The following is a 12,586-nucleotide window of genomic DNA, read 5'->3' as shown; positions in this document are numbered from 1 at the left end:
GATTTGGTAAAAATAACAACATGGTTTTCAGTGAATCACTACAGCTTTCTTACTTTTAATGAAAGAATAAAGATGCGTAAGCTGGCGATCCTGGTGATGGTATTTTTTTTGTGTGCTAAATCCTTTGCGCAGGATAGTTTAACTGTAGCGCTTTCTTCAACAAGCTATAAAAATGGTGATTCGCTTGAGCTGTATTGTCAGCTGCCCGCTAGCCAAATGAGTAAGCTAAAAGCTGCAACACTGCATGTTTGGATTGATGATTTAAAAACTAAAAGGCGTTGGAAATTTCGCTATCCTTTCGTTAATGGAGAAGTTAGTGCTGCTTTGCAGGTGAGCGATGCCATACCTACCGGTAATTATGCCATCAATTTTCTAGTACAATCTGGCTTTTATCGTATTTATGGAAGTATTCCAGATTACAGTAGAAAAGATTCTGTTATCAATTATGTGATGCAAACTGGTAACAAACGTTCATTGATTGACAGAGTGTCGGTGAATAAAAATGGTGACTTTGTCATGAAACCGATGTTGTTTCAAGATACTGCCCGTTTTATTTTTTCTCCTGCTGTCAAATCAAAGGAGAATTACCTGGCAGTAACCATAAGAACGCCTATTGATTCAACTTTTGAGCCTGTACTATCTGCAACCAGATTTATCCGGGTTGGCGATATTCCAGCAGCAGGCTATGCTGCACAAACCTATCAGTTCAGTGTGGAAGATCCTGAAGCATCACAGTTATTGCCTGATGTAACGGTTTTTGCCAAGACAAAAACAAAAGCACAGCTATTTGAAGAAGAATATACATCTGCCTTTTTCAAAAGCAGTGAAGCCAAGACTTTTGATGGCATAGATTCTGATGAGTTGGCCAAAGCCCCATCTCTGGGTTGGTTTCTTCAGCAAAAAGTTCCGGGACTCACTATCGAAACAGATTCAGCAGATAACGAAGTATTCAAGTGGCGGGGTGAGATTTGTAATATTTTCATTGATGAGCAACTGATGATGGCAGGTGAGCATCAAACTATTATGCCAAGAGAAATCGCATTGCTCAAAGTATTTAACCCACCCTTTAATTACAGTATGACAACAGGTTTTGCAGGAGCAATAGCCATATACACAAAGCGTGGTCGGTATGGAGATATGAATTTACCGAGGTATTCATTCCGCTTAAGAGGCTATACCGGATTCGATGGTGTCTGGAAATAATGAATCCCGAAATTTCGGGATCCATTGTTGAAACAGTCATCAAACCTCACTGTATTTTATTTGCCGGCTTTTTCTTTTTCAAGTTTTTTAATGATCGCATTGACTACCGGCTGAACATCTTTATCGGTAATTTTTTTACTATTGACTTCGTCACTAGCCCAACCCTGCCAGATGGTTTTATCTGTAGAAGCATCAATCAGGGATATTGTAAGTGTACCTTCATTTACTGTTCTGTTTACCTGTTGGTATCCCATGAACTGTGAAGGATAAAATATAGGGACCCATCTTCTGTTGAAAGGGCTATATACCCAATTGGTGAAAGGTTGAGAATACATTGCATTCTGATCCTGTCGCTGCTCTTTTTGCAGTAATACATCATATGTAACCAATACATCTGGGTTCGACTTCACTTCCCGCAAACCCATCTCTTGCAATTTATTATTGATAGAGTGTTTGATATTTCTATCTGTTAAATCACTGATACCCTTTTGTTGTTCGTGATTTTTTTCTGCCCATGCATAAGTTTGTATAGAAGCGATATTGGCGGTTTCATCTTTCTGCACTTTGGCAATAGTGCCACAACTGCTAAGTAAAAATATCAGACTAAATAATCCTGTGATCCATGTGAATTGCTTTTTCATAATGCATTTGTTTATGTTCATTAATCATGTGCTTACATACTATCAGATTCAAACTGTGTGCCGATGCTTACTAAAAAGAGCCTAAAGAAATCTCAATACACTGTTAAGATGCTTGATAATGAATAAAATAGAAAAGGTCCCGTTTAGGAGCCTTGACAATGACATGACCGTTTTAAAGCTTATTTAATACTGCGAAAGCGCATTAATTCTTTCTGGTCCTTATAGAAAATCAATTCATGATTACTGATGACATATCGATTTACATCAAATAGTGTGGCGTTAAAATATTGCTCTCCACGTCCGGGACAAGCCATCATGGTAGATGCCATATTACTATCAAAACGGAGTGTATCTTTTTTGATGCGCAGATTACCATGAATTTGGTTACACCCATTATTGCCACTGAAATGTTTGTTTGCTGCATCTATCATCAGTGTGGGCATTTTATTGCGAAAAATTTCTTTCAATGGTTTTGCTGCACCTGTGAGTTCAGATAGTTCCCATTTACCTGTTGGGCTCTTTTGCGTCCAGCCTGTGTAACTAAGTATTGAGAGCAAGAAAATTGTAGTAAGCTTTTTCATTGTATTTACTTTAATGATAAGCACGCCAAAGCTTATGCCACAAAGTTGAATCGCTCAATTGGTAACAGCAGATTAACGAAATCTGTTAAACAGGGTTAATTGTGTAAACTTGATTAAACCCAAACAAAAACCCACCGAATTCGGTGGGTTTTGCTCTTTATTGAATGGGTTGATAATCTCGGAAAAACTTGAGTGGTTTGCTTTCCACCAGTTGTCGGTACCCCGTCCATTTATTGGTGAAGAAATCGTTCACTTTATCTACTGTTTGCTTAATCACTTCTTCTGCTTCAGCAACCAGTCTTTCTTCCTGTTCACCCGGCGCAACAGATTTACCGCTGATGTATTGTTGTGCTGTACGTACGACTGTCATCACCGTTACTTGCGGTACCTGACCATAACCTTGTCTGTCTGATGTTTTACCATTCACAAACTCACGGATCTCCTTGATGGCCTCTGTAATCTTGGTTGTTGCTTTACGTACAGTATCCGCATCACGTCCATTGGCATCCTTCAGTAATGCATTCACTTTCGCGATCACATCATCTGTTTCCTGCAAACGATCCATGGCTGCGTTCAGTTTATCACCGCTCTTGCGTAAGCGATCATACAAAGCTTTTTGCGCCAGCTTCACACTGTTCATATTGCCGATACGTGGATCATCTTTTACAGTAACAAACAGCGAATCTTTTTCCTTACCGAAACTCAGCACCATTTTATACGTACCAGATAATACTTGCGCACCGCCCGGCTCAAAGCCGCCGCCTCCGCCGCCGCCAAAGCGGCCACCACCGCGACCACCACCGCCGCCGCCGGCACGTGGTGCACCGGGTGCACGGAATCCACGTTCTTCTAATCCCCAGTATTGTCTGTTCAAGCCACTATCTGCTTTCCAACGCAGGTTGCGGATGATTTCATTCTTATCGTTGTAGATGCGCACCATTACAGTATCGCCGCCACCGCCGCCAGACATGGCGTCAATCTGAGAACGGAACTGGGCTGGAATCATCGCACCATATTTGCTCATGATTTCATCAAAGCTCATCGTCTTCATCTCGGGTGGTACAGGCATGCCCATACTAGTGGCCATATTGATGAGTTGTGTTACGCGCTCATCAGTTCCACCTTTATTGTCTGCATCTTTCTTTACTTCTTTTTTAGCCAGTTCTTTCACATAGAAAGAAACAGGGAAACCTCTGCGTCTGTTCTCAGCATCCCATACGCCCCAAGTGCTCCACTCATAACCCGGTGCATTTTTGTATGATGCTTGAATGGCTTCAGCAGGTGCAGATACAATAAAGTTTCTTGCAGGAATACCTTTTGTAGCAGCCAGTTTGCGCAGCGGACGAATATCATCCAACACCCACAAGCTGCGGCCAAATGTGGCGATAGCCAGATCCGCTTCTCTTTCCTGAATCGCTAAATCATAAGTAGATACTGCAGGATAACCATTCTTCCATTGCTGGAATGTGGCACCATTATCCAAGCTGATCCACAGACCTTGCTCAGTACCTACAAAAATTAAATTGGGTTCTGTTGGATCTTGCAATGCACACAAAGCATAACCGGTAACTTTCTTTTCATCTACCAGTCTGGTCCAAGTTTTACCAAAATCAGTTGTGCGGAAAATATAAGGTTTGAAATCACCGCGACGATAATCATTCACAACAACCAATGCCTCGCCAGCATTGTGGCGCGATGCACGAATCTGTGGTACCCATGCACCTGCAGGCAATCCAGGAATCTTTCCACGGAAATTGGTCCATGTTTTACCACCGTCTGTTGTCAATTGTACATTGCCATCATCTGTACCAACCCAAATCACACCCTGCTGTTTTGCAGAAGGCTCAATAGCAATAATGGTACAATGGTTTTCAGCACCAGTGATGTCTACACTCAGACCACCATTGTTACGCTGATCAATCTTAGCGCTGTCGTTGGTTGAAAGATCAGAAGATATTACTGACCAGCTAGCGCCTTTGTTGGTGCTTTTGTGTACATGCTGGCTACCATAGTAAATGGTTTTCTTATCAAAAGGATCTTGTGCAATCGCTGCATTCCAGTTAAAACGCAAACGTGTTTTTGCATCAGGTGCTGGCGGACGAATCTGCCACTGCTCACCGGTTTGTACATTGTAACGGCCAACATTACCGCCCTGGCTCATCGCATATACCCAATTGGCATCTTCAGCATCTGGCATTACATCAAAACCATCACCACCCCAAAGACTTTCCCAATAGTAGTTTTTGATACCACCACTGATCCATGTGTATGCTGGTCCGCGCCAACTACCATTATCCTGCATACCACCCATAACGTTATAGGGTGTTTCATTATCTACATTGATATGGTAGAACTGACCAACAGGTAATTTCTCATCAAACATCCAAACTTTACCGCCATCGCGCGTAATACCAATACCACCATCATTACCATCTACAATGAAGTTGGGATCATCGGGGTGAATCCAGAATGCATGGTGATCTGGGTGAATACCACTGTAAGGAATCACCGTTGTGTAATTCTTACCACCATCAATACTTACTGTTACAGTCTGATGAATCATCCACAATTTGTTTTCGTTCTTGGGATCACAGATGATATCCTGAAAATAGAAAGGACGATTGGTAACGATAGCAGGATCAGCAGTTACCAACTCCCACTTGTAGCCACCATCATCACTCTTATACAAACCATTCTTGGTGGCTTCAATCAATGCATAAACGCGATTGGGATTGCTGCGGCTGATGGCCAGACCAATACGACCATAATTGCCATCAGGTAAGCCGTGTTCCTTACCCAGTTTGGTGAATGATTTACCACCATCCACTGTCATGTATAAGCCGCTGCCCTTGCCACCACTCTGCAAACTGTAAGGTGTGCGGTAGTGATGCCACATGGCAACGAATAATTTATTGGGATTGGATGGATCCATGATCATATCAGCTACACCAGATGTGTCGTTGGTGTAGAGAATCTTGTTCCAGGTTTCGCCACCATCGGTTGTTTTGAACAAACCCTTATCAGGATATTGCGCATAAGGATTACCAATAGCGCCGGCATATACTGTATTTGGATTGTTTGGATCAACGATGATGCGATGGATGTTTCTGGTTTTCTCCAGTCCCATACGCTTCCAAGATTTACCACCATCCAGTGTTTTGAAAATGCCTTCACCAATATTGATGGAGTTACGCGGGTTACCCTCACCGGTACCTACCCAAACCACGCTTGGGTTGGATTGCTGTACGGCTAGTGCGCCGATGTTTTGAATGGGTTGTTCATCAAACACGGGTGTCCAGCTATTGCCGGCATTGGTGGTTTTCCATACACCGCCCGATGCTGCACCCAGCCAAATGGTATTGGGATCTTTCACTACTACATCAATCGCAGTAATACGACCACTCATACCGGCTGGGCCGATATTGCGGGGTTTCCATGTTTTGAAATGCTTGTTCAGGTCAACTGTTTGCGCCTGTGCCAGCTGACAACAGAGTGCTGCAGCTGCTAATCCGATCAGTTTTCTCATGCAGAAAATTTTTGGGATCGGTAAGTTCTGAAATAATACAGCCCCCGCCAAAATTTCATGGATGAGTGGCTACCTGCTTGCCCTTGTTGGTCTTCTGACCAACAAGGATGTTACTGGTTTTTTGTTGCTGGTTGGTAGTGCTCCGCGTATTCATTGTTTGATCTATAAACATATGCTACGCAGTGGCGCTTGCTTGTTAACGCTCAGGCCGCTGAGCCTCGTCCCTGCTTCCGGTCTGCTTGCCCCTGTTGGTCTCCTGACCAACAGGGGGGTTGATGGTTTTTTAGGTTTCTGGTTAGTAGTGACAAGCGCGATGAGGACACTACTTGATGACGGCTGTGTTCTACCCCCGCTTCATCTTCAATTGATACTTATCCAGTAATCCTTCTAAATTATCAGGAGAGAAAACAGCTTTCTTCAATCTGTTTTGTTCCGGATCAATGCTAAAGTGTAGGGCTGTGCTGAAATTGGCGCCTTCCAAATTGGTTTGATGGAAAATGGTTCTGCTTAAATCAGCACCACTGAAATCAACGCCGCTGCAATCGGCTTCAGTAAAATCTGCATCTTGTAACTGACAATTCTGAAAAACATGCTGCTTCAGCTTCATTTGTTGAAAGCTGGCATATTGCAATTGACATTGGATATACTGCGCACTGAAGAGAAATCCATCGCAATCGCTAAAGACCAGTCCGGTTAGTTTACAATCGTTGAAGACCACATCCCGCAACACTGTTTTAAACAGCTTGGCATTGCTGAGCTGACAATGTTCAAATCGACAATCAATAAAGTGACTATGCGAAAGATCAGCGCCAGATAAATCAATCTGCTTGAATACGCAGTTTTCATACTCGCCTTTTGCTAATCCCTGCTTGGTGTACTCAGCTTGCGTAAAAGTTTGGTCTGTGAAATATTGTTCAGCCATTAATACGTGCGTTTCAATTCAGGATTGGTCAGAATGACAAAATCGCCCAGCTGACTGAAACTTTCCCAATTTGGATTGACAAAGCTTTTGTCTGAGAAGCAACTGATATTGAGGATGCGCAGCTTCTTGTTGCGCAATTGTAATTGTGCTGCTGTGCCCAATTTTTCATCTGAGTGAAACTTACCCACGCAATGCAATACTTTTTGTCCGCGATTTTCTTTTAGAAAACGATGGATACTATAACTCATGCCTGCATCCCACAGACTCTGGCTGTGGTAAATACTATTACTGCTACTGCCCGGACTACCTTTCATAATATCCATAAACTTTTCACGATAACGACCGGTTAATGTATCATAAGGCAATGGCGGTAAGAGTTTTCTAGACTCTTTGGGTAATACATCCAGTGAAGCCATGCCTTTACGGCTTACCATGGTTACATATCTGCGTGGCGGATTAGCAGCAACCACTTTTAATTGATTGGCTTTTGCAAACTCAATCATGGGTCGATAATCTCTGTAATTACTCCATAAACGCAGGTCCTTACTCATTCGCGATTCATCAATCAATCCGGCTAAGTATTCATTCAATACCAATTGTCCGTCTGTTTCAAACATTTCCAAGCTCAGACTGATTTTATTGCCATAAACTGAATGCAATGCTTTGAAGATTGTTGCTTCTAGATAATGGCCTGCGCTGTCGTTATGCTCTTCACCAAAGAACAATACGTCTGCATCAGCCATCGCTATAACAATCTGTTCAATACCGATGATTTGTTTTGTTCTAGTATCATAAATCTTGTAGTGCTGTTGCATATCTGTTTGTGCAATAGCAGCAAAACCTGTAAGACAGAGTATGGTGATGATGAATGCGCGCATGAAAATTCTTTTCGTGAAAGTACTGTTTATTTCAATCGCTCAGGCCGCTGGGCCTCGTCCCTGCTTCCGGTCTGCTTTGGCCGCTCATGCCCTTGTTGGTCGCCCGACCAACAAGACTAGTACTAGTTTTTAGTTGCTGGTTAGTCGTGTTCAGCACGGTGAGGACAACGCTTATTGCTCTTTGCTTAATGCGTTGGAATCGGTAATCCCTGCTGGCGCAGAAAACTCAGCCTATCCCAATACCCTCGCTGAAAGCGAATCTTCCCTTCGATGATCTGAAAGAAGCCGCAACCGCGTAAGCCCTTAGGATCCTTCCATTCCATGATGGCCCAGTCGCCATCCTCAAACATGTTTTCAACGATGCACACCATTTCTGCCTGAGCAAACTCCTGTTCAAACATGGCTTGAATAGCAGCCCTGCCCACCAATGGATCTGTATTCACCTGATGATTGATGGCATCTTCATGATACAAATCAGCCAACGCATTCGCATCGTAGCGGTTGAATGCATCAACCCATTGTTGTAAAACTTGTTTGGGAGTAGTCAATGATAGAATGATTGAATGATAGGGTGAGTGGATGTGTTGATAAATCTTAATTGAAATTAATGAAGAATAAGGATGATTTATGGATGATATTAATTTTAGCATCTCAGTAATATGAAAAAACGGATTTGCATATGCTTTTTATTCGGGCTCATTTTTGCCTGTCATCCAAAAACGCATCCGGCAGCAGATGCAGTAGTTGGCGTGTTAAATACCTATTTAACTGATTCTCTTTTTCTGAAAACAGGTAATCTCAGACCTTATCCTGGAGAAATTGCCGACAAAAATGTAAAAGCTTGTATTGCTTTTCAGATAAACTTAGTAACAGATACAGGAATGACCACTATCATCAACAATGCATTCGGTTTTCAAGCAACTCAACTGTCAATATCACCTCAATCAATATTTATTGCTTGTGCTAATAAAATTCAAACTGGTCAATTAGACACAGCTGCAAACCCTTACAAGCCCATCAAGCAATATCTGGGTGGCATTGTGCTTAATGGAATTTATGCGGTTAATGGACGTCTGGATGAGTACTGTATCAATATTGTTGTCATAGGAAAGCCGGGTACAAAGTCACAAAAGAACATTTTGCTCTTGGTAAAGAAGGAGGCAGACAGCTGGCGTATTATTCAAGAAGAGCTTGTCTGGATAGGTTAAGGCTTATCCAAAACCTGTGCATGCTGATATACTAAAATCTAATATAACTTGTGATGGTGGTTGCCATTTTGATGGACCTACAAAATACATAGATGTATGGAAGCTGAACTAAAATATAGTTTTATAACTTTAAAAAGCAAATCTTGAAAACATTATTAAAATATCTTATTCTACTTAGTTTTGCTGCTTCATGCAATCCTAGCTTTAGAAATAATTATAGTATTGATTCTAAACAAATAAAAAGAGTAAGAATTCATGAAGGATTTATTTGTACTAATTTTAAGAATGAGGTTTTTATCCAGTGTTTGCGGAAGATATATGCGAAAGAATTAGTAACGTTAGACTCTCTTGATGGTTCAACTGCGGCAAATAAAGAGCATCTCGGTTATGATGCTCAAACCTTACACCTTATTGATAGCTTAGCATCAGTTTTTTCTAAAAGACCTGAAATGAATTGGCATATTGAAAATAAAAGAGTCATAATAAACTTATGTTTGGAATATAGAAACAGTAAAGATGTTGATCAAATTGCATTAAGAATTGCAAAAGATCTCAGAAAGAAGTATATGTAGAGCACAAAAATTTATTTCTTATGGTATTTACCAATTTTCTTTGTGTTAATTTCCTTGTCATAGGTAAGCCTTTAGATAATGCACAAAAGAACATTTTACTCTTGGTAAAGAAAGAAGTAGATAGGTGGCGTATTATTCAAGAAGAGCTTATCTGGATTATATAGGACTTCTGCTTATACACAAAAAGCTACATAGTATTAACCCTGTAATATCAAATATGTTAAGTTTGTTCTCTAATTAAAATGAGTGATTCTGTGGTGAAAATTTTAGCACCTACTTTTACGTTTTTACTTATTTCTTTTGAAGTAGATGGACAAGTTCGTAGTTGGAATAATAACTATCAATCAGACTCAATTAAGCTTGTAATTGGTAAAAACATCTTTCGAATACAGTTATCTAGTGCTTTTATTATTCCTGGCTATGGGGATATTCAGCTTTTAGGAAACTATGAAACACGCATTTCCAGAGATATATCTCTTAACACCAGAGCCGGACTATGTTTTCAACTTGCGAATATCAATAGGTCTTCAAGCTTAAGAACTAAAACAGAAATAGGTTATTATGCATTTGCTTCAGTTGAAGCACGCTATTTCTTTTTGATGAGAAGCCGAATTGCTGCAAAAAGAAAAATAGCTAATTATTCGGGCTTTTATTTAAGTGCCGAACAAAATCTATTATCACCACCCATATTACTACAGAATATTGAGGAAGCAAAAGCACTTGATGCGAAAACCGCTTTCTATATCAATACAGGATTTCAAAAACAATTTGGAAACCTATCTTTTAATTGGTCAATAGGGGTAAGTCCGTACCGCGTGAATCTCACAAAAAAAGATGCTTATTTAGTTCCCGTTCAATCTTGGCTAAGTCTTGGCTATGTATTTGGCCCATCTAAATAAACAATATGAAACAGTTATTTGTCTTCTTAACGGTCGTTTCTTTTACTTGTAATCTGCTCAAGGCACAAGATAGCAGCTATCAGCAGCAAACGGTAAATGTACTTAGGGCACAGTTTGTTTTTTGGGGTGTTAATTACGAGCATACAATTGGGCGTAATCAGACTATTCATGGCAGCATCAATCTTTTTGATCAAATAAACTTTAGCTATAGTAGTAGTCTTGGCTATCAATTTGCTTACCCCTTTACGCCTTCAGTTGGTTTACAATACAGATGGTATTACAACATGAAACGTCGTTCCGCCCTCAATAGAAGTACTTTTTTAAATAGTGGAAATTACTTGGCTGGTGGTTATCGACTGAGTTTGCCTACTAATCTCTACGACAAGGTTAGAAGACCTGAAAATAATGTTGCATTGTATTATGGGATTCAAAGAAACTTCAAAAAGCGATTCTATATAGACATGGGCGCTGGCCTTATTTATCGATTTAAACAAGACGCCATCCTTTCCGGGCCTGTTTGGAGTGGTGTTAGATATACTGTTGCTGATAAAGTATCATTTGGAGGCTTCCTAAACTTTGGTATATGGCTGAATAAGCGTTGACTGTCTCTATAATTTTATTATAATCTTTACCAAAGAAATAAGCTTGATTGTTCTAGACGCAAGAAGTAAGCTTCTCCAAAACCTGTATCTTCAAACAAAAGCATTCCTTGCCTAACCCTATTTTCAAGAAACCCGCTGCTGTTGCTGTGTATGCAGCAGTAGCTGCATTCCTAACCTACATGCTCATCTTTGGGTTTCGTAAATCATTTACCGTTTGCACATTTGACGGACTTCGGTTCTGGGGACTAGGCTATAAAACCTTGTTGGTGATTGCACAAGTGCTGGGTTATATGTGCGCCAAGTTTTACGGTATCCGTTTTATTGCAGAACTCAAAAGAATGGGCCGCAACAAAACCATTCTCTTACTCGTAGGCATTGCCTGGCTGGCTTGGCTATTGTTTGCCATTACGCCTGCACCCTACAATATTGTCTTTCTTTTTCTGAATGGTTTTCCTCTCGGTATGCTCTGGGGTGTGGTCTTCAGTTATGTAGAAGGTAGAAAGAGTACTGATTTTATTGGTGCAGCTTTAGCAGTGAGTTTTATCTTTTCCTCCGGCTTTGTAAAAACTGTTGGTGGTTGGCTCTTGCTGCACCTGCAGATTAGCGAGTTTTGGGTGCCATTTTGTACAGGTCTTGTTTTTGCTTTGCCTTTATTATTGTTTGTATGGATGATGGAACAAATACCAGCACCATCCGATGCAGATGCAGCTGCGCGCATGGAGCGTGTACCCATGAGCAGTGCAGAAAGAAGAGCATTGATCCGTCGCTTTCTGCCGGGCATCATTGCAGCAGTAGCTATTTATTTGTTTGCCACGATCTTCCGCGATATCCGCGATAATTTCAGTGCAGACATGTGGAAGGAAATGGGTTACCTCAACCAGCCTGCCATCTTCACCAGAACAGAACTGCCCATCACTTTAGCTGTGCTGGCATTGATTGGCAGTATGGTCTTCTTGCAAAACAGTTATCGCGCTTTTCTCATCACGCATGGCATCATTGCATTGGGTTTTATCATCGCGGGTAGTAGCACTTGGTTGTTTCTGCATCAGCAATTATCGCCCATTGCTTGGATGACACTGGTGGGGTTGGGACTTTACATGGTGTATATTCCTTTCAACTCTATTTATTTTGAACGCATGATTGCGGCTTTCCGCTTCAGCGGGAATGTGGGCTTTCTAATTTATGTGGCAGATTCCTTCGGCTATCTCGGCAGTGTGGGTGTGCTGATGAGCAAGGAACTGTTCCGCGTGCAACTCAACTGGGTTAACTTCTTTGCACAGTCGGTTCAAATTCTAAGTATCGCAGGTGTAGCGATTACTTTATTTGCGACTATTTATTTTGTGCGCAAACATGGAAAGCAAGAATTAGGTTTTATAAAGCCTTAACCGCAAAGTCGCTAAGACGCAAAGTTGCGCTAAGCATTTGCGAATCTTTTACAAGTAAATACAAAACTATTCTTTGCGAAACCTCGCGTCCTTGTGTCTTTGCGGTGAAACCTATGACATCAATGCTTACATGCATCAGTTCATAATGAACCAAAGGCTAAAGACTAGT

Annotated in this window: 12 protein-coding genes; 6 read left to right on the top strand and 6 right to left on the bottom strand. The window is 41.2% G+C overall.

The window, feature by feature from the left end; genetic code table 11:
- Nucleotides 1–72: 72 nt before the first annotated feature.
- Nucleotides 73–1,203: a hypothetical protein gene (locus tag J0L83_10050; GenBank protein MBN8664908.1), complete on the top strand. Its 1,131-nt coding sequence runs from the start codon at nucleotides 73–75 to the stop codon at nucleotides 1,201–1,203.
- A gap of 56 nt (nucleotides 1,204–1,259) precedes the next feature.
- Here the strand turns inward: J0L83_10050 and J0L83_10045 are convergent, their stop codons facing one another.
- The 6 genes from J0L83_10045 to J0L83_10020 all read right to left on the bottom strand — a co-directional run bounded on the left by J0L83_10045 (nucleotide 1,260) and on the right by J0L83_10020 (nucleotide 8,401).
- Entirely contained in the window at nucleotides 1,260–1,844 is a 585-nt protein-coding gene (locus J0L83_10045; GenBank protein ID MBN8664907.1) for a DUF4136 domain-containing protein, read from the bottom strand.
- Between the two features lie 179 nt (nucleotides 1,845–2,023).
- The gene (locus J0L83_10040) at nucleotides 2,024–2,425 is read right to left on the bottom strand and encodes an META domain-containing protein (GenBank protein ID MBN8664906.1); all 402 of its coding nucleotides are present in this window, start codon (nucleotides 2,423–2,425) and stop codon (nucleotides 2,024–2,026) included.
- 157 nt (nucleotides 2,426–2,582) lie between these two features.
- Nucleotides 2,583–5,951 (bottom strand): hypothetical protein, encoded by a 3,369-nt coding sequence (locus J0L83_10035; GenBank protein ID MBN8664905.1) that lies wholly within the window; start codon nucleotides 5,949–5,951, stop codon nucleotides 2,583–2,585.
- Nucleotides 5,952–6,294: 343 nt separating this feature from the next.
- Complete coding sequence (locus J0L83_10030) at nucleotides 6,295–6,873, bottom strand: pentapeptide repeat-containing protein (protein ID MBN8664904.1); 579 nt, start codon at nucleotides 6,871–6,873, stop codon at nucleotides 6,295–6,297.
- Nucleotides 6,873–7,751 (bottom strand): ChaN family lipoprotein, encoded by an 879-nt coding sequence (locus tag J0L83_10025; GenBank protein ID MBN8664903.1) that lies wholly within the window; start codon nucleotides 7,749–7,751, stop codon nucleotides 6,873–6,875. The genes J0L83_10030 and J0L83_10025 overlap by 1 nt, the downstream gene beginning before the upstream one ends.
- A 185-nt stretch (nucleotides 7,752–7,936) precedes the next feature.
- A complete protein-coding gene (locus J0L83_10020; GenBank protein ID MBN8664902.1) occupies nucleotides 7,937–8,401 on the bottom strand; it encodes a nuclear transport factor 2 family protein in 465 nt (154 codons plus the stop codon).
- A 9-nt stretch (nucleotides 8,402–8,410) separates the two neighbouring features.
- On the opposite strand from J0L83_10020, the gene J0L83_10015 reads away from it, so the two are divergent.
- The 5 genes from J0L83_10015 (at nucleotide 8,411) to J0L83_09995 (ending at nucleotide 12,417) form a co-directional block, all read left to right on the top strand.
- Complete coding sequence (locus tag J0L83_10015) at nucleotides 8,411–8,959, top strand: hypothetical protein (protein ID MBN8664901.1); 549 nt, start codon at nucleotides 8,411–8,413, stop codon at nucleotides 8,957–8,959.
- A 143-nt stretch (nucleotides 8,960–9,102) separates the two neighbouring features.
- Complete coding sequence (locus J0L83_10010) at nucleotides 9,103–9,531, top strand: hypothetical protein (GenBank protein ID MBN8664900.1); 429 nt, start codon at nucleotides 9,103–9,105, stop codon at nucleotides 9,529–9,531.
- 242 nt (nucleotides 9,532–9,773) lie between these two features.
- Entirely contained in the window at nucleotides 9,774–10,430 is a 657-nt protein-coding gene (locus J0L83_10005) for a hypothetical protein (GenBank protein MBN8664899.1), read from the top strand.
- 5 nt (nucleotides 10,431–10,435) lie between these two features.
- Nucleotides 10,436–11,032: a hypothetical protein gene (locus J0L83_10000; GenBank protein MBN8664898.1), complete on the top strand. Its 597-nt coding sequence runs from the start codon at nucleotides 10,436–10,438 to the stop codon at nucleotides 11,030–11,032.
- Nucleotides 11,033–11,211: 179 nt separating this feature from the next.
- Nucleotides 11,212–12,417, top strand: coding sequence for a hypothetical protein (locus J0L83_09995; GenBank protein MBN8664897.1), 1,206 nt, complete (start codon nucleotides 11,212–11,214; stop codon nucleotides 12,415–12,417).
- Nucleotides 12,418–12,586: the final 169 nt, after the last annotated feature.

The organism is Chitinophagales bacterium (assembly GCA_017303835.1).
Taxonomy (GTDB): Bacteria; Bacteroidota; Bacteroidia; order Chitinophagales; family Chitinophagaceae; genus JAFLBI01.
This window is presented reverse-complemented; position numbering and strand designations above follow the sequence as displayed.